Genomic DNA, 24,657 nt, shown 5'->3' with positions numbered 1-24,657 from the left:
CGGATTGAGCAAATCGGCGTGGATCGTGGGCGGGGTTCTGTTGGCCACCCTGGGCGCTGATTTGGCGTGGGCGCAAGCCCCCAGTCCGTCGGGTGGCATCTACACGTGCGTGGATCGCAATGGCCGGCGTCTGACGGCCGACCGTCCGATTGCTGAATGTCTGGACCGCGAGCAGCGCGAACTCGGGCCCTCGGGCATTGTGCGGCGGCAAATTGGCCCCTCGCTGACCGAGCAGGAGCGCGCTGCGCAAGAGGCCCAGCGCCGCAAGGAGGCCGAAGCCCGTGCCCGCGAGCTGGAGGAGCGCCGCCGCGAACGCGCGCTGACCGCCCGTTACCCGGACAAGGCAGCACACGATTTAGAGCGCGCTGCGGCCATCCAGCTGGTGGACGATGTGACCGCCACCGCCGAAAAGCGCCTGGTCGAACTCACACAGCAGCGCAAGGCCTTTGACGTCGAGATGGAGTTCTACAAGAAGGACCCCAACAAGGCGCCCATGGCCCTGCGCCGCAAGATTGCCGAGAACGAAGACAGCATTGCCGAGCAGCAACGGTTCATTGCCGGGCAGGACCAGGAAAAGCGCCGCGTGCACCAGCGCTTTGACGTGGAGCTGGCCCAGTTGCGCAAGCTGTGGGATGCGCAGCGCATGCCCCTGCCGGGCACTGCGCCCGCCAGCGATGCCGCTGCACCAGCCGCCACGCGGTAGAGGGCCATGCGCTGAGAGCGCTCCCTTGACCTACGCCATTCACCAGAAGATCCAAACAACAAAGGGCCTCGCGGCCCTTTGTTGTTGGTGTTGTTGCCAGTCGGCGTGCGTCAGCCCGCCAGCTTGGCCCGCAGCAGCTCGTTGACCTGCGTCGGGTTGGCCTTGCCCTTGCTGGCTTTCATGATCTGGCCCACCAGAGCGTTGAACGCCTTGTCCTTGCCCGCGCGGAACTGCGCCACGTTATCGGGGTTGGCGGCAATCACCTCGTCGATGATCTTCTCCAGCGCGCCTGAGTCGTTCATTTGCTTGAGGCCCTTGGATTCGATGACGGCGTCCACGTCGTTCGACTCCCCGGTCCACAGCGCATCAAACACCTGCTTGGCGGCGTTGTTGGAGATGGTGCCGTCGGCGATGCGGCCGATCAATGCGGCCAACTGTGCTGCAGTCACAGGAGCCTGCTCGATACCGGTCTCCGCCATGTTCAGGCGCCGCGACACCTCGCCCATGATCCAGTTGCTGGCCAACTTGGGCTGGCCGCAGGCCTTGGCTGCCGCCTCAAAGTACGCCGCCATCGCCTTGCTCTGCGTGAGCGTGGTGGCGTCGTACTCGGGCAGGCCATAGTCCGCCACAAAACGTGCCGCCATGGTGCGGGGCAATTCAGCCATCTGCGCCCGTTCTTCCTGCACCCACTGCTCTGAAATGTGGAGCGGAGGCAGGTCGGGATCGGGGAAGTAGCGGTAGTCCGCAGCATCTTCCTTGGTGCGCATCGCACGCGTTTCGCCCGTGTCGGGGTCGAACAGCACGGTGGCCTGCTGGATCGCGTGGCCGTCTTCGATCTGCTCGATCTGCCAGCGGATCTCGTAGTCGATGGCCTGCTGCATGAACTTGAACGAGTTCAGGTTCTTGATCTCGCGGCGCGTGCCCAGCGGCTGGCCGGGCTTGCGCACCGACACGTTGGCGTCGCAGCGGAAGCTGCCTTCCTGCATGTTGCCGTCGCAGATGCCGATCCAGGTCACGATCTTGTGCAGTTCCTTGGCATAGGCCACGGCCTCTTCGCTGCTGCGGATATCGGGCTCGGTCACGATCTCCAGCAGGGGCGTGCCGGCGCGGTTCAAGTCGATGCCCGACTGGCCGATGAAGTCTTCGTGCAGCGACTTGCCTGCGTCTTCTTCGAGGTGGGCACGCACCAGGCGCACGGTCTTCTTTTCGTCGCCCAGAAAGAACGACACCTCGCCGCCTTGAACCACCGGGATCTCGAACTGGCTGATCTGGTAGCCCTTGGGCAGGTCGGGGTAGAAGTAGTTCTTGCGCGCAAAAATGCTCACGGGCGCAATGTGGGAGCCAAGGGCCAGTCCCAATTTGATAGCACAGGCCACGGCCTCGCGGTTCATCACGGGCAGGGTGCCGGGCAGGGCCAGGTCCACGGCGCAGGCCTGGGTGTTGGGCTCGGCGCCAAACGCGGTGGCGGCGCGGCTGAAAATCTTGCTCTGGGTGGCGAGCTGGGTGTGGGTTTCGAAGCCGATGACGACTTCGTAGCCATGGATCAGTTTGGCGGTCATGTCAGAAGCCCTCCGGACGGCGGAGGTGGAAATCGGTGGCTTGCTGCAGGCGGTGCGCAGCGTTCAGGAGGCGGGCTTCCTGGAAGTAGTTGCCCAGCAGCTGAAGGCCCACGGGCATGCCGCCCTCACCAAAACCGGCGGGCACGCTCATGCCGGGCAGCCCGGCCAGCGAGCCGGGCAGCGTGAAGATGTCGGCCAGGTAGTCGGCCAGCGGGTCGTTGCCGTGGTCACCCAGCTTCCAGGCCACGGTGGGGGCCACCGGGCCGGCGATGATGTCGCACTCCTTGAACGCGTTCTGGAAGTCGTCGGCGATCATGCGGCGAATCTTCTGCGCCTGCAGGTAGTAGGCGTCGTAGTAGCCGTGGCTCAGCACATAGGCGCCGATCATGATGCGGCGCTTGACCTCGTCGCCAAAACCTTCGGCACGGGTCTTCTTGTACATGTCCACCAGGTCGGTGTAGTCCTTGGCGCGGTGGCCGAACTTCACGCCGTCAAAGCGGCTCAGGTTGGACGACGCCTCGGCTGGGGCAATGATGTAGTAGACCGGGATGGACAGCTGCGTGCGCGGCAGGCTGATGGGCACGAGCTTGGCGCCGAGCTTCTCGTATTCCTTCAGGGCACCGTCCACGGCAGCACGCACATCGGGTGCCAGGCCTTCGCCAAAGAACTCGGCGGGGATGCCGATGCGCAGGCCGTCGATGCTGTCGTTGAGCTTGGCGCTGAAGTTTTCGGCAGGCACATCGAGCGACGTGGAGTCGCGGTCCGGGTCCGGGCCGCACATGGCGGATAGCAGCAGCGCGCAGTCTTCGGCCGAGCGGGCCATGGGCCCCGCCTGGTCGAGGCTGGAGGCGAAAGCAATCATGCCGTAGCGGCTGGCGCGGCCATAGGTGGGCTTGATGCCGGTAATGCCGCAGAACGATGCGGGCTGGCGGATGGAGCCGCCGGTGTCGGTACCGGTGACGGCCGGGGCCAGGCGCGCGGCAACGGCCACGGCGCTGCCGCCAGACGAGCCACCCGGAATGCGGTCGGTGGCCCAGGGGTTGCGCACGGGGGCGGGGGCATCAAAGCCCACGGGGGCGACGGCCGAGTTTTCGTTGGCCGAGCCCATGGCGAACTCGTCGCAGTTGAGCTTGCCCAGCGTCACGGCGCCAGCGTCGGCCAGCTTGGTGACCACGGTGGCATCAAAGGGCGACTGGTAGCCCGCGAGCATCTTCGAGCCTGCGGTGCTGGGGAAACCTTTGGTGACAAAGATGTCCTTGTGCGCAATTGGCACGCCCGCTAGGGGGCCGGCCGTGCCTGCGGCAATGGCGGCGTCCTGGGCGCGGGCCTGGGCCAGGGTGATGTCCGGGTTCACGGCCACGTAGGCGCCCAGGTTCTGGTGGGCCTGCGCGCGGGCGAGGAAATGCTGGGCGGCCTCGACGGCCGAGACGCGGCGCTCGCGCAGTTCGGTGGCCAGCTGGGCCACGCCCAGGTCATGCAATGCGGTGGAAGTCATGCGGCGGGGTTCTTACTCGATCACTTTGGGCACGAGGAACAGGCCTCGTTCGACGGCGGGGGCGCTTTGTTGGTTGGCTTCGCGCTGGTTGGGCTCGCTGGCTACGTCGTCGCGCAGGCGCAGCTGCACGTCCTGGATGGCGGCCACGGGGTGGGCCAGGGGCGTGACGCCCGAAGTATCCACAGCCCGCATCTGTTCCACGATGTCAAAGAAGCCGTTGAGCTGGGTGAGCATGCGCTCACTTTCGGAAGGTGTCAGCTCAAGCCGCGCCAAGTTGGCAATGCGGCCGATGTCCTGGGGGGTCAGTGCCATAGGGAGGAAAATCTAAAGAAACCAGACGTAAAGCTGTGATCCGGCCCGCGCCGGAGGGAGTTATTCACAGGGGATGGGGTATTATCCCGGCTTTGCCGCAAAGCTCCCGGAATGGGAGTCAATTGCGTGAAAAAAGCCAATAAACACCCCCTGAAATACCTGGCGATGGCAGGCCGACGCGCATGCCGTGCCCGAGAGGACTTTTGAATGTTCGGAGCTTTCCGTCGGTACTTCTCCACCGACCTGGCCATTGACCTTGGCACAGCCAACACCCTCATCTTCGCCCGCGACAAAGGCATCGTCCTCGACGAACCCTCCGTCGTCGCCATCCGCCACGAAGGCGGCCCCCACGGCAAGAAAGTCATCCAGGCCGTAGGCCACGAAGCCAAGGCCATGCTGGGCAAGGTGCCCGGCAACATCGAAGCCATCCGCCCGATGAAGGACGGCGTGATCGCCGACTTCGTGATCACCGAGCAGATGATCAAGCAGTTCATCAAGATGGTGCACCCGCGCACGCTGTTCACCCCCAGCCCGCGCATCATCATCTGCGTGCCTTGCGGCTCCACCCAGGTCGAGCGCCGCGCGATCAAGGACGCAGCCGAGGCCGCAGGCGCCACGGCGGTCTATCTGATCGAAGAACCCATGGCGGCCGGTATCGGCGCTGGTCTGCCCGTGTCGGAAGCCTCGGGCTCCATGGTGGTGGACATCGGCGGTGGCACGACCGAAGTGGGCGTGATCTCGCTGGGCGGCATGGTTTACAAGGGCAGCGTCCGCGTGGGCGGTGACAAGTTCGACGAAGCCATCATCAGCTACATCCGCCGCAACTACGGCATGCTGATCGGTGAGCCCACGGCCGAAGCCATCAAGAAGAACATCGGCTCGGCCTTCCCCGGCTCCGAAGTGCGCGAGATGGAAGTCAAGGGCCGCAACCTGTCCGAAGGCGTGCCACGCAGCTTCACCATCTCCAGCAACGAAGTGCTGGAAGCCCTGACCGACCCGCTGAATCAGATCGTCTCGGCCGTGAAGAACGCGCTGGAACAAACCCCCCCCGAGCTAGGCGCCGACATTGCCGACCGGGGCATGATGCTCACCGGTGGCGGCGCACTGCTGCGCGACCTGGACCGCCTGCTGGCCGAAGAAACCGGCCTGCCCGTGCTGGTGGCCGAAGACCCGCTGACCTGCGTGGTGCGCGGCTGCGGCATCGCCCTTGAGCGCATGGACCGCCTGGGCAGCATTTTCACGAGCGAGTAAGTCGGCAGGCCTGTATGCTGCAGGCACTTTTTTGCGCTCCGAATTGCATGACTGCCCCTGCTCCAATGCTTGTTTCTGAGCACCCGCCCGTGGAGCCCGCTCCCCGCGGCAGACACTGACCGCTGCGCACCATGCCCCTGGGTACTCTGGAGCGCAGCGCTCCCCCTTTCTTCAAACAGGGCCCTTCGGCCCTGTCGCGTTTGGCCGTGTTCAGCGCGCTGGCACTGTTCCTCATGGTGGCTGACGCGCGCTTCCAGATCACTGGCCCCTTCCGCCAGGCTGTGGCCACGGTGCTGTACCCCGTGCAGTGGCTCATGCTGCAGCCGGTGGAGTTTGCGAGCCACGGGCGCAGCTATTTTCAGTCGCTGCAAACCGCGCAGGAAGACCTGGATGCCGCCCGCAAGAAGATGACCGTGATGGGCCAGCGCGCCAACCAGGCCGACCAGCTGGCCATGGAAAACCAGCGGCTGCGCAAACTGCTGGAGCTGCGCGACCGGCTGCAGACCCCTGCGCAGGCGGCCGAGGTGATCTACGACACCGCCGATCCCTACACGCGCCGCGTGGTGCTGGACCGGGGACAGTTGGGCGGCGTGGAGCTGGGCGCTCCCGTGATGGACGAAGCGGGCGTGCTGGGCCAGGTCACCCGCGTGTTTCCGCTGGTCAGCGAAGTCACGCTGCTGGTGGACCGTGACCAGGCGATTCCGGTGCTGAACATCCGCACCGGCGTGCGGGGCGTGGCCTACGGCGACCCGGTGGCGGGCCATGGTGGCGGCATGGAGCTGCGCTTCATGCCCGCCAATGCTGACATCCGCGAAGACGACCTGCTGACCACGAGCGGCGTGGATGGCTTGTACGCCCCCGGCCTGCCCGTGGCGCGTGTGGTGAAGGTGGAGCGCCGGGCCGACTCTGCCTTTGCGCGCATCTACTGCGCTCCGCTGGCCCAGGTGCAGGGCGCGCGCCACGTGGTGGTGCTCAAGCCGCTGGGCGACAACGAATTGCCCCGCCCGGATGCGGCCCCGGGCGCGCCTGCGACCAAACGCGGAGGCCGCAAATGAGCCTCTGCCTCACCCTGATGACCCCCACACAAGGAGGCCCGCGATGATCATGCCGCGGGGTGAGCCCCTGTTGATGCCGGTGAACCCGGTGTTCATCTGGGCCAGTCTGGCTGCGGGCCTGGCCATCAACATGCTGCCGCTGGGCCGCGTGGTGTGGATGCCCGATCTGCTGATGGTGCTGCTGGTGTTCTGGGGCGTGCACCAGCCCCTGCGCATTGGCATGGGCGCGGCGTTTGTGCTGGGCCTGTGCATGGACGTGAGCCAGTCTGCGCTGCTGGGGCAGCATGCGCTGTCCTACACCGTGCTGTCGTTCGGCGCCATCGCCATCCACCGCCGTTTGCTGTGGTTCAGCGTGCCGTCGCAGGCGCTGCAGGTGTTTCCGCTGTTTGCGATAGCCCATGCCATCGAGCTGATGCTGCGCATGGCGGCCGGCGGAATTTTCCCGGGGTTCTGGAGCTTTCTGGCCCCGTTCCTGGAGGCGCTGCTGTGGCCTCTGGCCAGCTGGGTGCTGCTGGCGCCCCAGCGCCGGCCACCCGACAAAGACCAAAACCGGCCTTTGTGACATGACTTACCGTTTGAGCTGCTTCGCGTCGTTGTGCTGTGCTGCGCCTTTTTGGCGCCGGGGAGTCGGCGCATGACCGAGGTGCGCAGCAGCGAAGCCGACGCCTCGCGGTTCCGGGTCCGCGCCGTGGTGGTGGGCTTGGTGGTGATGGCGGCGTTCTGCATGGTGGCGGCGCGCCTGGTGTACCTGCAGGTGGTGCGCCATGAGGACCTGGCGGCCCAGGCCGAAAGCAACCGCACGGCCGTGGTACCCATCGTGCCCAACCGGGGGCTCATCCTGGACCGCAACGGTGTGGTGCTGGCCACCAACTACTCGGCTTACACGCTGGAGATCACGCCCTCGCGCGCCGGGGTGCTGGACGAGACCATCGACGCCCTGTCCAAGGTGGTGGACATCCAGGCGCGCGACCGCCGCCGATTCAAGCGGCTCATGGAAGAGTCGCGCAACTTCGAGTCCCTGCCCATCCGCACCCGCCTGACCGACCAGGAGGTGGCGCGCTTCACCGCCCAGCGCTACCGCTTTCCGGGCGTGGACATCAAGGCGCGGCTGTTCCGCAACTACCCGCTGGGCGACGTGGCCAGCCATGCCATCGGCTACATCGGCCGCATCAACCAGACCGAGAAGGCACGCATCCAAGACTCGGAAGACGAGGCCAACTACCGGGGCACGGAGTACATCGGCAAGCTGGGTATCGAGCACAGCTTCGAGTCGGCCCTGCATGGCGCCACGGGCGTGGAGCAGATGGAAACCTCGGCGGGTGGGCGTGCCGTGCGCAAGCTCTCCAGCCACGCCGCCACCCCCGGCGACAGCGTGATGCTGTCCATCGACATCAAGCTGCAAAAACTCATCGAAGAGCTGTATGGCAGCCGCCGCGGAGCGCTGGTAGCGATCGACCCGCGCAATGGCGAAATCCTGGCGCTGGTGAGCAAGCCCACCTTCGACCCCAACCTGTTTGTCGAAGGCATTGACGCCGAAAACTGGGCCGCGCTCAATGAGTCCATCGACAAGCCGCTGCTCAACCGCGCCCTGCGCGGCACCTATCCGCCCGGCTCCACCTACAAGCCCTTCATGGCGCTGGCGGCGTTGCAGCTGAACAAGCGCTCGCCCAGCCTGGTGGTGAACGACCCCGGCTTCTACACCTTCGGCGGCCACACCTTCCGCAGCCACGAGGGCGGGCTGGGGGGCGTGGACATGCACCGCGCCATCCAGTTCTCCAGCAACACCTACTTTTATTCGCTGGCCGTGGACATGGGCGTGGATGCCATCCACGACTTCATGAAGCCGCTGGGTTTCGGCCAGTCCACGGGCATCGACCTCAACGGCGAAGTGCGGGGCACGCTGCCCAGCACCGAGTGGAAGCGCAACACCTACAAGCGGGCCGACATGAAGCGCTGGTTCCCGGGCGAAACCGTGTCGCTGGGCATTGGCCAGGGCTACAACAACTTCACCATGCTGCAGCTGGCGCTGGCCGAGGCCACGCTGGCCAACGGCGGCATCCGCTACCGCCCGCACATGGCCAAGGCGGTGAAGAACTCGGTCACTGGCGCGATCACCGAAATCGTGCAGCCCCCCGGCGTCAACCTGGGCTACCTGCCCAAGAACGTGGAACTGGTGCGCAATGCCCTGGTGGCCGTGAACAAGGGCGGCACGGGCACGCGGGTGTTCATGGGCGCGCCCTACACCTCGGCGGGCAAGACGGGCACCGCCCAGGCCGTGAGCCTCGGCCAGAACGTGAAGTACAACGCCAAGGCGCTCGAAGAACACCAGCGCGACCACTCGCTGTTCGCGGCGTTCGCCCCGGCCGAAAACCCCACCATCGCCCTGGCGGCCATTGTGGAGAACGCCGGCTTTGGCGCCGCCCATGCGGCCCCGATTGCGCGGCGCGTGTTTGACTACTGGCTGATGGGCGAATACCCCAGCGAAGAAGACATTGCGGCCGTACAAAAGGGCCAGGCCAGTGCGCCCATCGGCAAGCCCCGCAAAGCCAGCGAGGTGCCGCTGGTGGCGCCGTGAATAGGGGCTAGATTGCTCTCAAAATAATAGCTTTTGGCGCAATATCCACTGGCGCTACCGGCTGTTTTTGTTTGCAGAGGGACCCTAAGCACTGACGGTGCGCGGTGACGGCTGGAGCTGGCTGAACACCAGCGCTGCCACAATCAGCGCCGCCCCGCTCAGCCCGGCCCAGCCCAGCTGTTCGCCCAGCAACACCCACGCCGTGAGCGCGGCAAACACCGGCTCCAGCCCGAACACGATGGCGCTGCGCATGGCGTCCACACGCTGCTGGCCCCAGGCCTGCAGCGTCACCACCACCACGCTGGCCAGCAGGCCCAGGTACAGCAGGGCCACCAAGGCATCCGCCGGCAGATGAGCGACAGCACGTACCCAGTCCATGTTGCCGCTTTGCACCAGCAGCAGCGCGGTGGAGGCCAATGCCATCACCGTGGCCTGGGCGGCGGCCATGCGGGTGGCGCGCAGGGGCTGTGCGGCCGTGCGGCGCGCGCATTCTTCCAGCGCCAGGATGTACAGCGCATAGAACACGGTGCTGGCCAGCGTCAGCGTATCGCCCAGGTTCCATGGCTCGTTCTCGTGGAACATCAGGGCCATGCCTGCCAGTGCCATCCCGCAGGCGGCCCACAGGCGCCAGCCATAGCGACGCCCCAGCGCTGCCATGGCAATCAGCGGCACCACCAGCACGTTCAGGCCGGTCACAAACGCGTTGCGGTTGCTGCTGGTGCGCGCGAGGCCCTCGATCTGCAGCCAGAACGCCAGGAACAGCAGCAAGCCTAGTGCGCAGCCCCAGCGCCGCTCGTGGCGCAGCATGCCGCGCCACAGGGGTGCGAGCACCAGCAGCGCAATCACAAAGCGCAGCCAGATGATCTGCAGCGCGTCCAGGTGCGCCGAGAGCAGTTTCATCGCCGGGAAGGTGGTGCCCCACACCACGGTCACGGCCAGCAGGGCCATCAGGCCCCAGCGTTCAGTGCGCATCGACAAATTCCTCAATACCAAAAAGAAAAAAGGGCCGCCGGTTGCCCGGGCGGCCTTTGCAGTGCGGCGCGGATTCTGATCAGTGGCTGACCTGGCCCAGGAACGCGCGGATGCGGTCGTTGGCCGGGTTGCTGAAGAACTCCTGCGGCGGCGCATCGTGCGCGATGCGGCCCTGGTCGAAGAACATCACGCGGTCGGCCACCTCGCGCGCAAAGCCCATTTCGTGGGTGACCACGATCATGGTCATGCCGCCACGGGCCAGGCTGCGCATCACGTCCAGCACTTCCTTGACCATCTCGGGGTCCAGCGCCGAGGTGGGCTCGTCAAACAGCATCACCTTGGGTTGCATGGCCAGCGCCCGGGCAATGGCCACCCGTTGCTGCTGTCCGCCCGACAGTTGCCATGGGTACTTGTGCGCGTGGTCCTGCATGCCCACGCGGCGCAGCAGCTGCATGGCTTCGTCGTTGGCCTGAGGGCGCGGTGTTTTGCGAATGCGGCGCGGCGCCAGCGTCACGTTGTCCAGCACGCTCATGTGGCCGAACAGGTTGAACTGCTGGAACACCATGCCCACCTCGCAGCGCTGGCGCTGCAGGGTGGCGTGGTCGTCGCTCACCTCCACGCCGTCAATGGTGATGCGCCCGCTGTCGTGGGGCTCCAGGCGGTTGATGGCACGCAGCAGCGTGCTCTTGCCCGAGCCGGAGGCACCGATGATCACCGTGACCTCGCCGGTGTGGAACACGGTGGACACGTCCTTGAGCACCTGGTGTGCGCCAAACGACTTGCACACCCGCTCGGCCACGATGTAGGGCTTGGGCTGGTTCGTCGTCGCGGTCATCGGTTGCGCCCTTCCACGTCAAAGCGGTATTCGACGGCGTTGGAGATCTGCGTGACCAGCGTGGTCAGCAGCAGGTAGGTGATGGCCACCGTGGTCAGCGTGGCGATGGGCTGGAAGGTGGCCGACTGGATGCGGTTGCCCACGTTGGTCAGCTCCACCACACCAATAGCGTAGGCCAGCGACGAGTCCTTGAGTAGCGCCACGAAGTTGCTCACCAGCGGCGGCAGCGAGATCTTGAACGCCTGCGGAAACACCACATCCATGAACACATGCATGCGGCCCAGGCCCAGCGCCCGGGCGGCCTCGGTTTGGCCGCGTGGCACGGCCAGCAGCCCGGCGCGCAGCGCTTCAGCGTTGTACGCGCCCACGTTCAGCCCCAGGGCCACGACGGCGGCGGCAAAGTCTGGCAGGTTCAACCCGGGCACCAGCACCGGCAGGGCAAAGTACACAAACAGGATCTGCACCAAGAGCGGGGTGCCGCGAATGGCCCAGATGTACACGCCAGCAATCCAACGCACGGGCGTCCAGCGGGCCGTGCGGGCCAGCGCCGCGGCCGTGCCCAGCACCAGGCCCACGGCCCCGCTGACCAGCGTGAGCCAGAGCGTGGTGCGCGCACCTTCAGAGAACGCCTGGGCGTTGGGGCCGATGGGGTCAGGAAAGAACGACAGCAATTGGCCCAGCAGCGAGAGGGCCAGCACCATCACGACCAGTGCAGCGACCAGCGTGGCATTGCTGCGCTGCTGTCGGGACCAGCCTTGTGGCCAAAGAGCGAGAAGCATGGATCAGACGACCATACGGTCTTGGTTGGAAATCGGACTGGGTGCGGGGCGATCATGCACCCGCCACCAGAAACGGCAAAGGGTGCGCAGCAGGCCTGGGCCCTCTGCGCACCCCGTGACGCGTTTTTACATCAGTTGCAGCGCACGTCTTCGTTGAAGTACTTCTTGGAGACGGCGGCGTAGCTGCCATCGGCCAGCACTTCGGCAAAGGCCTTGTTCCAGGCATCGGCCAGGCCCGTGTTGCCCTTGGCCATGGCGGGGGCGATGCGCTCGATGAACAGCATGTCGCCCAGCTTGAAGCCGGCCTTGGCGTTTTTGGCGGCGGCTTCCTTGGCCACGAACTTGTCGCTCACCCAGGCGTCCACGCGCTTGGAGATCAGGGCACGCTGGGCGTCGGTGTCTTGCGGGAAGTTCTTCACCTCCTTCACGCCGCTGACCTTCTTCACCTGCTCCAGGTAGCTGGTGCCGGTTTGCACGGCCACGACCTTGCCGGTCAGGTCCTTGGCGTTGCGGATCTTGTCGTCCATGGCCACGATGATGCCGCCCGAGCAGTAGTGGGGGTTGGCAAAGGTCACGGCCTTGGAGCGCTCGTCGGTCACACCGTGCGAGGCGATCACGGCGTCCCAGCGGTTCTGGCCCAGGCCGGTCAGCAGGGCGTCAAAGCCCAGCGTCTTCCATTCGAGCTTCAGGCCCATCTTCTTGACCACCAGCTCCGCCACTTCCACCTCAAAACCTGTGAGCTTGGTGCCTTCAAAGTAGTTGAAGGGGGCGAATTGGCCCTCGGTGGCCACGATGATCTTGCCGTCCTTCTTGATTTCGTCCAGCGTGCGGGCCTGGACGGCGAGGGCAGCGCACAGCGCCACGGCGGTGACAACGGCAGACTTGAAAAATTGCATGACAGGTTCCTGTGGGGGTGGTTCAGGTACAAAAAATCCGGCCTGCGGGTAGGCAGGCCGGAGCGGGTGGATGCGGACATCGCCATTGGCGATGGGCCTCGTCATCAAACGGAAACGTGCGGAAATTATAGGACGCGCGTTCACATTCGGGCCATGCAGGGCAACCCCGATGACCTCGGGGCGCCCTGGTGGTAGGCCGTGCAGCGCTTTGCAAGTTGGGTGCCACCCTGGCAAGCGACGCCTGGAGCGTGAAGAGCAGGCCTACCGCAGGAAGGCGTCGTACCCCGTCTTCAGTATCAGCGTGCTCACCACCACGATGAAGATGCCCCGCACAAAGCCGGTGCCATGCTTGAGCGCCATGTGTGTGCCCAGCAGGCTGCCCAGCACGTTGGCCACGGCCAGCGTCACCGCAAAGTGCCACCACACATGGCCCTTGGCGGCAAACAGCGCAATGGCAGCAATGTTGGTGGCGCAGTTGAGCAGCTTGGCCGAGGCCGATGCATTGAGAAAATCGTAGCCCAGCAGCCGCACGAACAAGAAGACGAAGAAACTGCCCGTACCCGGGCCAAAGAACCCGTCGTAAAAGCCGATGAGCACGCCAATCAGGCACGCGGCAATCACCTCGGCCCGGCCGGCAAACCGGGGGGTGTGGTGCCGCCCCAGCTCCTTTTTGGCCAGGGTGTAGAGCAGAACGCCCAGCAGCACCAGGGGGAGCAGCTTGCGCAGGAAGTCGGCCGACACCACGGTGACGGCCCACGCGCCCACGAACGACCCGGCAAAACCGGCGGCTGCGGCCGGCAGCATAGCCGACCAGCGGATCTGCACCTTGCGGCTGTATTGCCAGGTGGCCATGGCGGTGCCCCAGACCGAGGCCGCCTTGTTGGTGCCCAGCAGCGTGGCCGGGGGCGCGCCCGGAAAAGCCGCAAACAGCGCGGGCACCATCACCAGTCCACCGCCTCCCACGATCGCATCCACAAAGCCCGCGAGCAGCGAGGCCAGGGTCATCAAAATCCATTCCATCGCAGGATTGTCGCACCGGGCCTGCTATCGATTCAGGACCGCTCGGGATCGAGCGGGCAAGAAAAAGGCGCTGGGATCGCCAGCGCCTGAAAGGGTGTACACCTCGTTGGGTGTTTGGACTGTATTGTTGGTAGAAAGGTTGTCTCCTCGGGCCCCTCGCTTGGCACACCGAAGCGCGCTTTCGAGTGCCGCAACTGTAACGGCTGCACCCTGCTGGTGCATTGGGGGTTTCCCGCCCCCCGTTGTTGGGCGCCGAACGGCTTTTGGGGGCTTGCTCTGCCCCGATTCGGTGGCAACCGGCTGGCATGGCTCGTGCAACGCGCTTGTAACAAATTGCGAAAGGGAGCGTGCATGCGTGCAGTCAACCACCGGGTGTTTGCGGTCGTGTCGTTGTGTCTGGGGCTGTGCACCTGCGCGCTGGCCCAGAGCGTGCCAGAGGCTCCCGCCATAGCGGCGCCCCTCACACGCCCCGCCCTGGTGGCCCAGGACACGGTGAATGCGGCCCACACCGGCTGGATGATGACCTCCACTGCTCTGGTGCTGCTGATGACGCTGCCCGGCATTGCGTTGTTCTACGCAGGCATGGTGCGCAGAAAGAACGTGCTCAACACCATGGCCTGCGTGGTGGCCATCGCGGGGCTGGTCAGTCTGCTGTGGTTTGCGGCGGGGTATTCGCTGGCGTTCACACCCGGCAGTGCCTGGCTAGGGGGCTGGGACCGCGCCGGCTTTGCCGGGCTCGACTTTCAGCTGGAGGCGGGCAAGCTGGCCGTGAGCCACATTGCGCCGCTGATTCCCGAGTCGGTGTACGCCATGTTCCAGCTCACCTTCGCCATCATCACGGCCGCTCTGCTGGTGGGCGCGTTTGTGGAGCGCATGCGGTTCTCGGCCATGCTGGTCTTCATTGGGCTGTGGACGCTGGTGGTGTACGCGCCCGTGGCGCACTGGGTGTGGGAGCCCGGGGGCTGGCTGGCGCAGATGGGCGCGCTGGACTTTGCGGGCGGCTCGGTGGTGCACGTGAATGCGGGCGTGGCAGGGCTGGTGTGCGCCTGGTTTCTGGGCCGCCGCGCGGGGTATGGGCGCGAGCCGTTTGAACCCTACAACCTGGGGCTCACCATGGCGGGCGCGGGCATGCTGTGGGTGGGCTGGTTTGGCTTCAACGCAGGCTCAGCGGTGGCGGCCGATGGGCGCGCCGGGCTGGCCATGGCCGTGACGCACCTGGCCGCTGCAGCCGGGGCGCTGTCGTGGATGCTGGGCGAGTGGGTGGTGCGCGGGCGCCCGTCGCTGCTGGGGCTGTGCTCCGGCCTGGTGGCGGGGCTGGTGGCCATCACGCCCGCCGCCGGTTTTGTCACGCTGCGCTCGGCCGTCGTGATTGGTCTGGTGGCCGGGCTGGCCTGCTACTGGGGCGCCACGGGGCTCAAGCGGCTGCTGCGGGTGGATGACTCGCTCGACGTATTTGGCGTGCATGGCGTTGGCGGCATCGTGGGGTCGCTGCTGACAGGCGTGCTGGCCAGCAAGACCGTGGGAGGCGCTGCGGGCAGCCTGCTGACCCAGGCCATCGGCGTGGGCGCCGTGGCGGCCTACAGCCTGGTGGTGACGGCCGCGCTGCTGTGGGTCGTCAACTTTGCGATGGGCCTGCGGGTGGACGAGCAAAGCGAGCAGACCGGGCTGGACATTGCCCAGCACCGCGAGCGCCTGGGCGGCTGAATGTGTCGCCGCGTCCTGTGATGTGCGGGCCAGCGAATGCAGTCCGATGGATGACCCCAATGCAGTAAGGAGCCGAACATGTCCGATTCCGACAAGCTGGCGATTGCCGCCCACCTGCATGTGCTGTTGCGGCGCAAGACAGGGCGCGTGACCGATACCGAATGGATGGCGGCCAACGCGGACTACGCGCAGGAGATCGTGCGGTTTGCGCGCCAGCGCGCCACCGAAGACAACGCGCCCGACTTGGCCGAATGGGCCGACCGCCTGGAGCACGCCCTGCACGCCAGCCCGCCGGCCGCTCAGCGCCGACCGCTGCTGGACGCCGCGGCGCAGGCGGTGCGTGCGCGCCCCGCACCGCCCCCCGAGCCAGCCCCCGAGGTGCCGCGCTATGTGGGTGGCATCCGCTGACCTGCCAAGCGGCTTCTGCGCCGCGACTTGAAAAAACTAGTGGGGCGCAGTGCCCTGTGTGAACAGCGCGGCCGTGGGCAGCAGCCCGGCGAGCTGGTTGTCTCCGTAGGTGCGCAGCACCTGAGCAATCACCACCTGGTAGCCATTGAGCCACTGCGCCTGCGCGGCCTTGGCTTTCAGGTGCGCGGGGTGCTGCATCAGCGTTTGCAGCGCCTCCAGCGACTGCCAGTAGTACACGTTGGATACCAGGCCGTTGCCGGTGTCCGTCCACGACTCCTCGCCCAGGTAGCCGTCGATAGCGCGTGCGGCGGTGGCGATGGCCTCGTCCAGACGGTGGAAGGCGTCGTCGAACTGCTTGGCCGCAAAGATGAAGGTGGAGGAATACATCGGCGCGATGGTACTCACGCCGCCCGCCGTGCCTGGATGATCCACTCCGCCGCCTTCTCCGCCATCATCAGCGTGGGCGAGTTGGTGTTGCCGCTGGTGATGGTGGGCATGGCGCCCGCATCCACCACGCGCAGGCCGGCCACCACACCACCACGCCCATCGCGCACGCGCAGTTGCGCATCCAGCACGGCCATCGGGTCGCCGTCGCGGCCCATCTTCGTGGTGCCCACGGGGTGGAAGATGGTGGTGGCAATGTCGCCCGCCAGGCGCGCCAGGTCTTCGTCGCTTTCAAACTGCACGCCGGGCTTCCACTCCTGCGGCTGGTACTTGGCCAGCGCGGGCTGGGCCACGATGCGGCGCGTGACGCGCAGGCTGTCGGCCGCCACCTGGCGGTCTTCGGGCGTGCTGAGGTAGTTGGGCGAAATCGCTGGGGCGGCCTTGAAGTCGGCGCTCTTGATGTTGACCGTGCCCCGGCTGGTGGGGTTGAGGTTGCACACGCTGGCTGTGAACGCCGGAAAGCTGTGCAGCGGCTCGCCAAACGCATCGAGCGACAAGGGCTGCACGTGGTATTCGATGTTCGGGTAGGGCTGGTCAGGGCTGCTGCGGGTGAAAGCGCCCAGCTGCGAGGGCGCCATGCTCATGGGCCCGCTGCGTTTGAGCGCGTACTCAAGCCCGATCTTGGCCTTGCCCACCAGCGAGCTGGCCATGGTGTTGAGCGTCTGCACGCCCTGCACCTTGAACACTGCGCGGATCTGCAGGTGGTCTTGCAGGTTGGCGCCCACGCCGGGCAGGTCCACCTTCACCTCCACGCCGTGCTGGCGCAGCAGCGCGGCGGGGCCGATACCCGACAACTGCAGTAGCTGGGGCGAGTTGACGGCGCCTGCGCTCAGGATCACCTCACCCGTTGCGCGGGCAGTGACCATCTCGTGCCCGTCCCACACCAGCACGCCGGTGCAGCGCTGGCTGCCGTCGGGCTGGGTTTCGAGGATGAGCTTGGACGCCTGTGCGCTGGTCCACATCTCGAAGTTGGGGCGCCCGTAGCAGGTGGGCCGCAAAAACGCCTTGGCGGTGTTCCAGCGCCAGCCGCTTTTCTGGTTGACCTCGAAATAACCCACGCCTTCGTTGCTGCCGCTGTTGAAGTCGTCGGTGGCCGGGATGCCGGCCTGCTGCGCGGCGTGGGCAAAGGCGTCGAGCACATCCCAGCGCAGGCGTTGTTTTTCCACCCGCCATTCGCCCGTGCTGCCGGTGGACTTGTTGCCGTGCAGGCGTTTGAAATTTTCGTTCACACCCCCGGGCTGGTCCAGGCGCCAGTGGTCTTCGTGGCGGCGGAAGTAGGGCAGGGCGTTGTCCCAGCGCCAGCTGGCGTCACCCGTCAGTTCGGCCCACTGGTCGTAGTCGCGTGCTTGGCCGCGCATGTAGATCATGCCGTTGATGCTGCTGCAGCCGCCCAGCGTCTTGCCGCGCGGGTAGCGCAGGGTGCGGCCGTTCAGGCCCGCGTCGGGTTCGGTGTTGTAGAGCCAGTCGGTGCGCGGGTTGCCGATGCAGTACAGGTAGCCCACGGGGATGTGGATCCAGTGGTAGTCGTCCTTGCGGCCCGCTTCGATCAGCAGCACGCGGTGGCGGCCGTCGGCGCTCAGGCGGTTGGCCAGCAGGGAGCCGGCCGTGCCCCCGCCGATGATGATGGTGTCAAACGTGGTGTCGCTCATGGAGAAGGGGCGGTGCCGATCAAGGGTGGTAACGGTGGGCCATTGTGCGGATGGGGCAGGCCCTGTCGATAGGGTGTGTGCCTATTGCTACATTTTTAGTAGCTGCTGGTGCTTGTAGTAATTGCGCTTGGCGTCGATTTGATAATAATTACACGCTTCGCCGCCTGTCTGTGCTTGACAGGCTGGTGTCCGACAGCGCGTGCAGGATTCGCTCCGCTACCATGCACGCTCTTCCTTGCTGCTTCTTGACGACCCTATCCCTGCGACTGCCCTGGTGGCCTGACCCATGACCGACCACGCCCCCCACATCGTTCGCGCCGATACGCCCCAAGGGCCGTGCGCGCAGCTGCGTGGGCGCTGGGGCGCGGCCGAGCTGGGCAATGCGAAGCAGTGGCAGGCCGTGTCGGACCAGCTGCGTGACGCACCGCCTGCCCCTACTCTGGGCTGGGACCTGCGAGAGCTGCAGTGGCTGGACCATGTGGGCGCGCAGCTGCTGTGGAACCACTGGCAGCACGCCTGGCCCGCCCAGCTGGCCTGCACCGACAGCCAGCGCACCATGCTCACGCGCGTGGCCCAGTTCACCTGCGTGGCACCGCCGCCCGAGCCCTGGCGCCTGGGCGAACAGATCGACCACCTGGGCGTGCTGGTGCTGCATGGCGTGGACCACGCCCGCCACCTGCTGGAGATGGTGGGCCAGCTGGTGCTGGACCTGGGCCGCCTGGCGCGTGCGCCGCGCAAGGGGCCGTGGCGTGATGTGTCCGGTCACCTGTACCGCATGGGCGCCACGGCGCTGCCCATCACGGCGCTGGTGGGCTTCCTCATCGGGGTGGTGCTGGCCTATCTGATGAGCCTGCAGCTGCGGCAGTTTGGTGCCGAGTCGTTCATCGTCAACATCCTGGGCATCTCGCTGATCCGCGAGTTGGGCCCCATGCTGGCGGCCATTCTGGTGGCGGGCCGCTCGGGCTCGTCCATTACCGCGCAGATCGGTGTGATGCGCGTGACCGAAGAGCTCGATGCCATGCGCGTCATGGGCATCCCGCACGGGTTCCGGCTGGTGATGCCGCGCACGCTGGCATTGGCGCTGGCCATGCCGCTCATCAGCGTGTGGACCACGTTGGCCGCGCTGGCAGGCGGCATGCTGGCGGCCGACATCTCCATGGACATCTCGCCGTCGTACTTTGTGCAGGCACTGCCTGCTGCGGTGAAGATCGGCAACCTGGGCCTGGCCATGGCCAAGTCGGTGGTGTTTGGCGCGTTCATTGCGCTCATCGGCTGCCACTGGGGCCTTCGCGTCAAGCCCAACACCCAGAGCCTGGGCGAGGGCACGACGGCGTCGGTGGTGTCGTCCATCACCATGGTGATCATCGTGGACGCGCTGTTTGCGGTCGCCTTCAAGAACATTGGCATATGACTGAGCGCATCGCCAAGCCCGAACACATCGCCGTCGCGCCCGGCGAGCCGCCCATCGTGGACGTGCAAGGCCTCTGGACGCAGTTTGGCAAGGGCGATGAAACCTTCACCGTGCACCAGGACCTGAACTTCACCGTGCAGCGCGGCGAGATGCTGTCGCTGGTGGGGGGCTCGGGCACAGGCAAAACGGTGCTGCTGCGACAGATCCTGGGCCTGGCCCGGCCCACGCGCGGGCAGGTCACGGTGCTGGGCCGGCCTGCGTCCGAGATGGGGCGCGAGGGCGCGGCCAGCCGGGTGGGCATGCTGTTCCAGCACGGCGCGCTGTTTTCGGCCTTCAACGTGCTCGACAACGTGGCCTTTGCGCTGCGCGAGCAGGGCACGCTGCCGCCCGAACTGGTGCGCGACGCCGCACTGGTCAAGCTGCAGATGGTGGGGCTGAAGCCCGAGCACGCCACGCGCATGCCGGCCGACCTGTCGGGAGGCATGGTCAAGCGTGTGGCACTGGCCCGTGCGCTCATCATGGATCCGCCGCTGCTGCTGCTCGATGAGCCCACGGCGGGCCTGGACCCGAGCAGCTCCGACGATTTTTGCGCGCTGCTGCGCGAGCTGCGTGCAGCGCTGGGGCTGACGGTCATCATGGTCACGCACGATCTGGATACGCTGTTTGCACTCAGCACCCGCGTGGCCGTGCTGGCCGATAAAAAGGTCATCGTCACCGGCCCACCGCACGAGGTGGCGCACTTTTCGCACCCGTTCATCGAGCACTTCTTCATGGGCGAACGTGGCCAACGGGCCATGGCGCCCGTGCCTTCTGTGCAGCAGGCTCCGGCGCAGGTCGCCACACCGCCCGCGCCCCACAAGGAACACCCCTGATGGAAAACAAATCCCACGCCCTCGCCGCAGGCATCTTTGTGCTGGTGGTCGCCGCTATGCTGGCGGGCCTGGCCGTCTGGCTCACGCGCGACAACGCCAACTACGAGCAGTACGAACTCTCCACCCGCGATGGCGTGAGCGGCCTGCAGCCCCAGGCCGCCGTGCGCTACAAGGGCGTGGCCGTGGGCAAGGTCACGCGCATCGGCTTTGATCCGCAGGTCAACGGCAACGTGCTGATCCGCATCGCCGTCAACGAGCAGGCGCCCATCAGCCCCACCACCTTTGCCGTGCTGGGCTACCAGGGCGTCACCGGCCTGGCCCATGTGCTGCTGGACGACGCCGAGCAGCCCTACCCCGAGCTGCCCCCCGGCCCCAGCGGGCTGCCACGCCTGCCGCTCAAGCCCTCGCCGTTTGGCAAGCTGGCCGAACAGGCGCCGGCCATCCTGGGCCAGGTCGAAGAGGCCACGCGCCGCATCAACCAGCTGCTGGGCGACGGCAACCAGCAAAAGCTCACCGAGGCGCTGTCCAACATCGGCCAGGCCGCAGGCAGCGTCAACACCCTGACCCAGCGGCTCGATGCCACCGTGTCCCAGCGCCTGGACCCGGCCCTGGCCGCGCTGCCGCCCCTGGCCAGCGACGCGCGCCAGACGCTGCAGTCGCTGCAGCAGGCGGGTGCCAGCGTGTCCGCCCTGGCGGTGGACCTGGGCAAGACCAACCAGCGGCTCAATGCCGAGGGCGGCGCCATCGACCAGATCACCGTTGGCACCCAGTCCCTGGCGCGGGCGGCGGACCAGTTCAGCACCGCGACCCTGCCACGGGTGAACCGCGCGGCCGACGACACGGCCCGCGCCGCCCGCCAGATGGGCCGCGCGGCGGGGGGCATCAGCGACAACCCGCAGCTGTTCATTTACGGCTCGGGCCGCATCCCGCCCGGGCCGGGTGAGCCCGGTTTTGGTAGTGGCCGATGAGGGGTGTCTCTGACCGCGCCGCATGGGCAGCGTGGGCCTTGTGAGGAATGAATGTGATGACTATCAAAAAAATAGCAACCAAGGCATATACATCTGGCGCTACCGCCCTGTGGGGTTGTGGGTTGGCCGCAGTGCTGGTACTCACGGGCTGCTCGGCCCTGCCGGCTGCCCCCACCCGCCCCGTGCTGTATGACTTTGGGCCCGGCCCGCTGGCCACCGTGCCCACCGACCGGCGCGCGCCCCTGGCGCCGCTGGCGCTGGCCGACATGGATGCGCCCGGCCTGCCCGAGGGCGGCAACGCCGTGCTGTACCGCCTGGCCTATGCCGACGCCCAGCAGCTGCGCCCCTACAGCCAGGCCCGCTGGAGCCAGCCGCCCGCGCAACTGCTGCAGCAGCGCCTGCGCGAACAACTGGGCCTGCGCCGCGCCGTGCTCAAGGCCGACGACGGCGCCGCCCAGGCCCGCGAACCCGCCCAGGGCAACAAGCTGCCCTTGGTGCTGCGCACCGAGCTGGAGGAGTTCAGCCACCTGTTCACCAGCCCCAGCGACAGCGCGGGCGTGGTGCGCCTGCGCGCCACGGTGGTCGAGCTGACTCCGTCAGGCGAATCCCTGCGCGGACAGCGCGTGTTCATCGTGCAGCAGCCTGCCAAGTCGGCCGATGCGGCGGGCGGCGTGGCCGCGCTGGCAGCGGCGTCAAGCCAGCTGGCCGGGGAGCTGGCGGCCTGGGTGGAGCAGGTGGGGCAGTAACGCCCCAGGTCTATGTAGCCCGCATCTGCCAGCGGGCGCCAGCCTTGGCCGTGGCGCCACGCAGCGCGGCTGGCCGTCAGGAGCCGGGCGGGGAAGGGGATGGGGGCGTGGCCTCATGGCGTTCAATGCCTGTCACCACCCGCGCATAGCGCGCAAAGCTCCAGTACGCCCAGGCCCAGTCCAGCAACACCACCAGCCGGTTGCGAAAGCCGATCAGGAAGTACACGTGGGCAAACAGCCAGAACAGCCACGCAAAGTAGCCGGAGAACCGCACTGGCCCGGCGGGCGAGGTGAGGTCCACCACGGCAGAGTTGCGGCCGATGGTGGCCAGATTGCCGTAGTCGCGGTAGCGAAACGGCTGCGTGGGCTGGCCCGCCAGTCGGCGAAGGATGTTGGCTGCGGTGGCGCGGCCCATCTGCTTGGCGCCGGGCGACACGCCGGGCACGGGCGTGGGCTCGTGACCGGGGGCGTGGCTCTTGGCGGCTGCCAGGTCGCCAATCACGCTGATCTCGGGGTGGCCCGTCAATGTCAGGTCGGGCTCCACTACCACGCGGCCCGCGCGGTCGGTGCTGGCGCCTGTGGTGTCTGCCAGGTGGCGGCCCAGGGGTGATGCGGCCACGCCCGCTGCCCACACAATGCATTTGCTATTTATTTGATAGCTATTTACGCTGGATGTACTAGCGCTTGCGGGTGATTCGACCTTCAATCCATCACTGTCGATGGCGGTGACACGCGCGCCCAGGCGCACGTCCACGCCCAGCTTCTCCAGTTGCTCCTTGGCGCGCTGGCTCAGGGTCTCGGGCATGGCCTGCAGCACGCGTGCACCGCCTTCGAGCAGGATGATCTTCGCGCTCGCGGGGTCGATGTGGCGGAACTCGCCAGGCAGCGTGTGGCGCGCAATCTCTGCCAGCGTGCCGGCCATTTCCACGCCCGTGGGGCCCGCGCCCACGACGACAAAGTTGAGCCAGTCTGCGCGGCGAGCGGGGTCGGGCTCTTTCTCGGCCGCCTCGAACGCCAGCAGCACGCGGCGGCGGATCTCGAACGCATCGTCCAGCGTCTTGAGGCCAGGCGCATAGGCCGCCCAGTCGTCGCGGCCAAAGTAGCTGTGCGTGGCACCGGCGGCCACGATGAGGTGGTCATACGGCAGCGTGGCGCCGTCTGCCAGATGCACGGACTGCTGGCCCACGTCGATGCGGGTGACCTCGCCCAGCAAGGTGGTCACGTTGCGCTGCTGCCGGAACAGGTGCCGAATGGGCGCCGCAATGGCCGGGGCCGACAGTCCGGCCGTGGCCACCTGGTAGAGCAGGGGCTGGAAGAGGTGGTGGTTGGTCTTGTCCACCAGGGTCACATCCACCGCCGCGCCCCGCAGGGCGCGGGCGGCTTCGAGGCCGCCGAACCCGCAACCGATGATGACCACGCGCGGGCGAAGCGGGGGAGCAGAGGGAGTCGTCATGCTGCCATTATTGGGGAGCCGTGGAGGCCCCAGGCCCTTGCCGTGGTCGCGACCTGCAGGCCCCCGGGTCACGGGGGCTCCATCGAGTTACAGGAACCCCAGGTCCACCGGGTAGTCCGGCCGCCCCGCCGCTGCGCCAAAGTGCGTGATGTTGGGCAGCACTCCCGCCATTTCGTTGTCGGCCACGCCAAACCACTTGGCCAGGGTGGCGGCGTACTGGTCCACCGAGGTGGACGGCAGCAGGCGGCCCTGGCCCACGTGCCACTGGTCTTCGGGGGCTGCCGTGTTGGTGATGCTGACCGGCGGCGCGCTGCCATAGAAGGCCTTGCCTTTGACGGCGCCGCCGACCACCAGGTGATGGCTGCCCCAGCCGTGGTCTGAGCCATCGCCATTGGAGCTGAGCGTGCGGCCAAAGTCGGACGCGGTGAACGCCGTGACCTTGTCGGCCACTCCCAACTCCACCGTGGCGTTGCAGAACGCGGTCATGGCCTCGCTCACGCGCTGCATCAGCACTGGCTGTTGCGCGATGAGGTTGTCGTGCAGGTCAAAGCCCCCCAGCGACACCAGGAACACCTGGCGTTTGCTGCCCAGGCTGGTGCGCGCGCCAATGAGGCGCGCCACCATCTTGAGCTGGTTGGCCAGGGAGTTGTTGTTGGGGAAGGTGGTAGCCAGCGTCACGCCCGCGATCCCGTTGGTGATCTGGCTTTCGGCTGTCACGGCGCGGGTGGTCACGCGGTTGTATTCGTTCTCCAGCGTTTGCGTGCGTGGCTGCTGGATGAGCGACGCCAGCGCACTCTGCACCGCAGAAGAACCGTACACCCGGTTCTTCACACCGTTGATGGCCACGGCCCCGTTCGTGCTGACCTGGTACTGCAGCGCCGAGTCGCCCGACAGGAACACCGCATTGCCCGTGACCGAGATGCAGGTGAACAGCGAATTGCCGTTGGAGGACAACGCCAGGTCGCCGATGTTGCCACCCCAGCCCACGGTGGAGCCCTCGGGCGAGGATGACTGCCACACCGACTGCTGGTCGTTGTGCGAGAACAGCTTGGGCGGCACGGGGTAGGTGGCGCGGTCGGCACTGTTGTACTGGGCGCGCGTCAGCGGTACCACCAGCGGGCCCACGTTGAGCTGCACGGCCGCCTTGCCGCTGTTGAACAGGCCAGCCAGCCCCGTCATGGCCGGGTGCAGCGCGTACTGGCGACCACCCGGCAGCGGCGTGGTGGGCGTCAGCAGCGTCGGGGTGAGGGCTGCCTTGGCCAGCGCGATGCCGCCGGCCGTCTGGCCTGCGCCACCGCCCCGGATGGTGTTGTAGCGGTTGTAGCTGTCATCGTCGTAGGTGACCACGGTGTTGGCGTAGTCGTTGCCGCCGTACAGGAACACGCATACCAGCGCCTTGTAGTCGGTGGCATTGAAGGCCGCCGCCTCGCCCATGGCGGCCAGGTTGAGGGCAAAGGGCAGGGCCGTGCCCGCCAGGCCCAGCTGGGTGGAGCGGCGCAGGAACGCGCGGCGGGTGTGGAGTTCGGGTTGAAGCAGGTGCATGGCAGGGC

General features: G+C 66.8%; 23 protein-coding genes. 11 read left to right on the top strand and 12 right to left on the bottom strand.

Going from position 1 to position 24,657, the window contains the following annotated elements; all coding sequences use genetic code 11:
• The first annotated feature begins 4 nt into the window (after positions 1-4).
• Positions 5-703 (top strand): DUF4124 domain-containing protein, encoded by a 699-nt coding sequence (locus ACODSU_RS21950; RefSeq protein WP_488844772.1) that lies wholly within the window; start codon positions 5-7, stop codon positions 701-703.
• 110 nt (positions 704-813) lie between these two features.
• Here the strand turns inward: ACODSU_RS21950 and gatB are convergent, their stop codons facing one another.
• Genes gatB through gatC form a run of 3 tightly spaced genes read right to left on the bottom strand, consistent with a single transcriptional unit; the run spans position 814 to position 4,069 of the window.
• The gene (gatB, locus tag ACODSU_RS21945; RefSeq protein ID WP_476016377.1) at positions 814-2,262 is read right to left on the bottom strand and encodes an Asp-tRNA(Asn)/Glu-tRNA(Gln) amidotransferase subunit GatB; all 1,449 of its coding nucleotides are present in this window, start codon (positions 2,260-2,262) and stop codon (positions 814-816) included.
• Between the two features lies 1 nt (position 2,263).
• A complete protein-coding gene (gatA, locus tag ACODSU_RS21940; protein ID WP_488844770.1) occupies positions 2,264-3,757 on the bottom strand; it encodes an Asp-tRNA(Asn)/Glu-tRNA(Gln) amidotransferase subunit GatA in 1,494 nt (497 codons plus the stop codon).
• Between the two features lie 12 nt (positions 3,758-3,769).
• Positions 3,770-4,069, bottom strand: a complete 300-nt coding sequence (gene gatC, locus ACODSU_RS21935) for an Asp-tRNA(Asn)/Glu-tRNA(Gln) amidotransferase subunit GatC (protein ID WP_015012145.1) — start codon at positions 4,067-4,069, stop codon at positions 3,770-3,772.
• A 207-nt stretch (positions 4,070-4,276) separates the two neighbouring features.
• Between gatC and ACODSU_RS21930 the strand changes: the two genes are divergently transcribed.
• From ACODSU_RS21930 to mrdA, 4 genes are all read left to right on the top strand, one after another.
• Positions 4,277-5,320, top strand: a complete 1,044-nt coding sequence (locus ACODSU_RS21930; protein WP_008907364.1) for a rod shape-determining protein — start codon at positions 4,277-4,279, stop codon at positions 5,318-5,320.
• Between the two features lie 131 nt (positions 5,321-5,451).
• The gene (mreC, locus tag ACODSU_RS21925) at positions 5,452-6,375 is read left to right on the top strand and encodes a rod shape-determining protein MreC (protein WP_488844767.1); all 924 of its coding nucleotides are present in this window, start codon (positions 5,452-5,454) and stop codon (positions 6,373-6,375) included.
• Positions 6,376-6,418: 43 nt separating this feature from the next.
• The gene (gene mreD, locus ACODSU_RS21920; RefSeq protein ID WP_488844765.1) at positions 6,419-6,937 is read left to right on the top strand and encodes a rod shape-determining protein MreD; all 519 of its coding nucleotides are present in this window, start codon (positions 6,419-6,421) and stop codon (positions 6,935-6,937) included.
• 72 nt (positions 6,938-7,009) lie between these two features.
• Positions 7,010-8,950 (top strand): penicillin-binding protein 2, encoded by a 1,941-nt coding sequence (mrdA, locus tag ACODSU_RS21915; RefSeq protein ID WP_488844763.1) that lies wholly within the window; start codon positions 7,010-7,012, stop codon positions 8,948-8,950.
• 84 nt (positions 8,951-9,034) lie between these two features.
• Here mrdA and ACODSU_RS21910 read toward each other — a convergent pair whose 3' ends face one another.
• From ACODSU_RS21910 to ACODSU_RS21890, 5 genes are all read right to left on the bottom strand, one after another.
• Complete coding sequence (locus ACODSU_RS21910) at positions 9,035-9,922, bottom strand: DMT family transporter (protein WP_488844761.1); 888 nt, start codon at positions 9,920-9,922, stop codon at positions 9,035-9,037.
• A 79-nt stretch (positions 9,923-10,001) separates the two neighbouring features.
• Positions 10,002-10,757: an amino acid ABC transporter ATP-binding protein gene (locus ACODSU_RS21905; protein ID WP_015012150.1), complete on the bottom strand. Its 756-nt coding sequence runs from the start codon at positions 10,755-10,757 to the stop codon at positions 10,002-10,004.
• Positions 10,754-11,536: an amino acid ABC transporter permease gene (locus ACODSU_RS21900; RefSeq protein WP_110960436.1), complete on the bottom strand. Its 783-nt coding sequence runs from the start codon at positions 11,534-11,536 to the stop codon at positions 10,754-10,756. Before ACODSU_RS21900 ends, ACODSU_RS21905 begins: the two co-directional genes overlap by 4 nt.
• Before the next feature lie 131 nt (positions 11,537-11,667).
• Positions 11,668-12,432, bottom strand: a complete 765-nt coding sequence (locus ACODSU_RS21895) for an ABC transporter substrate-binding protein (RefSeq protein ID WP_488844759.1) — start codon at positions 12,430-12,432, stop codon at positions 11,668-11,670.
• 261 nt (positions 12,433-12,693) lie between these two features.
• Entirely contained in the window at positions 12,694-13,452 is a 759-nt protein-coding gene (locus ACODSU_RS21890) for a sulfite exporter TauE/SafE family protein (RefSeq protein ID WP_015012153.1), read from the bottom strand.
• A gap of 351 nt (positions 13,453-13,803) precedes the next feature.
• Between ACODSU_RS21890 and ACODSU_RS21885 the strand changes: the two genes are divergently transcribed.
• Both ACODSU_RS21885 and ACODSU_RS21880 read left to right on the top strand, forming a co-directional pair.
• Positions 13,804-15,156, top strand: coding sequence for an ammonium transporter (locus ACODSU_RS21885; RefSeq protein ID WP_488844756.1), 1,353 nt, complete (start codon positions 13,804-13,806; stop codon positions 15,154-15,156).
• Between the two features lie 78 nt (positions 15,157-15,234).
• Entirely contained in the window at positions 15,235-15,564 is a 330-nt protein-coding gene (locus ACODSU_RS21880; RefSeq protein ID WP_116748640.1) for a hypothetical protein, read from the top strand.
• Positions 15,565-15,600: 36 nt separating this feature from the next.
• Here the strand turns inward: ACODSU_RS21880 and ACODSU_RS21875 are convergent, their stop codons facing one another.
• Positions 15,601-15,951, bottom strand: coding sequence for an antibiotic biosynthesis monooxygenase family protein (locus ACODSU_RS21875; RefSeq protein ID WP_488844821.1), 351 nt, complete (start codon positions 15,949-15,951; stop codon positions 15,601-15,603).
• A 14-nt stretch (positions 15,952-15,965) separates the two neighbouring features.
• Complete coding sequence (locus tag ACODSU_RS21870) at positions 15,966-17,657, bottom strand: GMC family oxidoreductase (RefSeq protein ID WP_488844754.1); 1,692 nt, start codon at positions 17,655-17,657, stop codon at positions 15,966-15,968.
• Positions 17,658-17,943: 286 nt separating this feature from the next.
• Between ACODSU_RS21870 and ACODSU_RS21865 the strand changes: the two genes are divergently transcribed.
• Genes ACODSU_RS21865 through ACODSU_RS21850 form a run of 4 tightly spaced genes read left to right on the top strand, consistent with a single transcriptional unit; the run spans position 17,944 to position 21,654 of the window.
• Positions 17,944-19,068 (top strand): MlaE family ABC transporter permease, encoded by a 1,125-nt coding sequence (locus tag ACODSU_RS21865; RefSeq protein ID WP_488844751.1) that lies wholly within the window; start codon positions 17,944-17,946, stop codon positions 19,066-19,068.
• Positions 19,065-19,940 carry an ABC transporter ATP-binding protein gene (locus tag ACODSU_RS21860; RefSeq protein ID WP_060987698.1) on the top strand — a complete coding sequence of 292 codons (876 nt, stop codon included), beginning with the start codon at positions 19,065-19,067 and terminating at the stop codon, positions 19,938-19,940. Before ACODSU_RS21865 ends, ACODSU_RS21860 begins: the two co-directional genes overlap by 4 nt.
• Positions 19,940-20,908: an MlaD family protein gene (locus tag ACODSU_RS21855; protein ID WP_488844749.1), complete on the top strand. Its 969-nt coding sequence runs from the start codon at positions 19,940-19,942 to the stop codon at positions 20,906-20,908. The genes ACODSU_RS21860 and ACODSU_RS21855 overlap by 1 nt, the downstream gene beginning before the upstream one ends.
• A 56-nt stretch (positions 20,909-20,964) precedes the next feature.
• A complete protein-coding gene (locus ACODSU_RS21850; RefSeq protein ID WP_488844747.1) occupies positions 20,965-21,654 on the top strand; it encodes an ABC-type transport auxiliary lipoprotein family protein in 690 nt (229 codons plus the stop codon).
• Positions 21,655-21,730: 76 nt separating this feature from the next.
• Here ACODSU_RS21850 and ACODSU_RS21845 read toward each other — a convergent pair whose 3' ends face one another.
• Positions 21,731-23,107: an NAD(P)/FAD-dependent oxidoreductase gene (locus ACODSU_RS21845; RefSeq protein ID WP_488844745.1), complete on the bottom strand. Its 1,377-nt coding sequence runs from the start codon at positions 23,105-23,107 to the stop codon at positions 21,731-21,733.
• A gap of 87 nt (positions 23,108-23,194) precedes the next feature.
• Positions 23,195-24,649 carry a DUF1501 domain-containing protein gene (locus ACODSU_RS21840; RefSeq protein WP_488844743.1) on the bottom strand — a complete coding sequence of 485 codons (1,455 nt, stop codon included), beginning with the start codon at positions 24,647-24,649 and terminating at the stop codon, positions 23,195-23,197.
• Positions 24,650-24,657: the final 8 nt, after the last annotated feature.

This window comes from Acidovorax sp. FG48 (assembly GCF_057809085.1).
This window is presented reverse-complemented; position numbering and strand designations above follow the sequence as displayed.

Bases quoted from the DNA above. Each gene is read 5' to 3' on its own strand.
- gatB (WP_476016377.1), bottom strand. From the start codon at position 2,262: ATGACCGCCAAACTGATCCATGGCTACGAAGTCGTCATCGGCTTCGAA.
- gatA (WP_488844770.1), bottom strand. From the start codon at position 3,757: ATGACTTCCACCGCATTGCATGACCTGGGCGTGGCCCAGCTGGCCACC.
- gatC (WP_015012145.1), bottom strand. From the start codon at position 4,069: ATGGCACTGACCCCCCAGGACATCGGCCGCATTGCCAACTTGGCGCGG.
- ACODSU_RS21930 (WP_008907364.1), top strand. From the start codon at position 4,277: ATGTTCGGAGCTTTCCGTCGGTACTTCTCCACCGACCTGGCCATTGAC.
- mreC (WP_488844767.1), top strand. From the start codon at position 5,452: ATGCCCCTGGGTACTCTGGAGCGCAGCGCTCCCCCTTTCTTCAAACAG.
- mreD (WP_488844765.1), top strand. From the start codon at position 6,419: ATGATCATGCCGCGGGGTGAGCCCCTGTTGATGCCGGTGAACCCGGTG.
- mrdA (WP_488844763.1), top strand. From the start codon at position 7,010: ATGACCGAGGTGCGCAGCAGCGAAGCCGACGCCTCGCGGTTCCGGGTC.
- ACODSU_RS21910 (WP_488844761.1), bottom strand. From the start codon at position 9,922: ATGCGCACTGAACGCTGGGGCCTGATGGCCCTGCTGGCCGTGACCGTG.
- ACODSU_RS21905 (WP_015012150.1), bottom strand. From the start codon at position 10,757: ATGACCGCGACGACGAACCAGCCCAAGCCCTACATCGTGGCCGAGCGG.
- ACODSU_RS21900 (WP_110960436.1), bottom strand. From the start codon at position 11,536: ATGCTTCTCGCTCTTTGGCCACAAGGCTGGTCCCGACAGCAGCGCAGC.
- ACODSU_RS21895 (WP_488844759.1), bottom strand. From the start codon at position 12,432: ATGCAATTTTTCAAGTCTGCCGTTGTCACCGCCGTGGCGCTGTGCGCT.
- ACODSU_RS21890 (WP_015012153.1), bottom strand. From the start codon at position 13,452: ATGGAATGGATTTTGATGACCCTGGCCTCGCTGCTCGCGGGCTTTGTG.
- ACODSU_RS21885 (WP_488844756.1), top strand. From the start codon at position 13,804: ATGCGTGCAGTCAACCACCGGGTGTTTGCGGTCGTGTCGTTGTGTCTG.
- ACODSU_RS21880 (WP_116748640.1), top strand. From the start codon at position 15,235: ATGTCCGATTCCGACAAGCTGGCGATTGCCGCCCACCTGCATGTGCTG.
- ACODSU_RS21875 (WP_488844821.1), bottom strand. From the start codon at position 15,951: ATGTATTCCTCCACCTTCATCTTTGCGGCCAAGCAGTTCGACGACGCC.
- ACODSU_RS21870 (WP_488844754.1), bottom strand. From the start codon at position 17,657: ATGAGCGACACCACGTTTGACACCATCATCATCGGCGGGGGCACGGCC.
- ACODSU_RS21865 (WP_488844751.1), top strand. From the start codon at position 17,944: ATGACCGACCACGCCCCCCACATCGTTCGCGCCGATACGCCCCAAGGG.
- ACODSU_RS21860 (WP_060987698.1), top strand. From the start codon at position 19,065: ATGACTGAGCGCATCGCCAAGCCCGAACACATCGCCGTCGCGCCCGGC.
- ACODSU_RS21855 (WP_488844749.1), top strand. From the start codon at position 19,940: ATGGAAAACAAATCCCACGCCCTCGCCGCAGGCATCTTTGTGCTGGTG.
- ACODSU_RS21850 (WP_488844747.1), top strand. From the start codon at position 20,965: ATGACTATCAAAAAAATAGCAACCAAGGCATATACATCTGGCGCTACC.
- ACODSU_RS21845 (WP_488844745.1), bottom strand. From the start codon at position 23,107: ATGACGACTCCCTCTGCTCCCCCGCTTCGCCCGCGCGTGGTCATCATC.
- ACODSU_RS21840 (WP_488844743.1), bottom strand. From the start codon at position 24,649: ATGCACCTGCTTCAACCCGAACTCCACACCCGCCGCGCGTTCCTGCGC.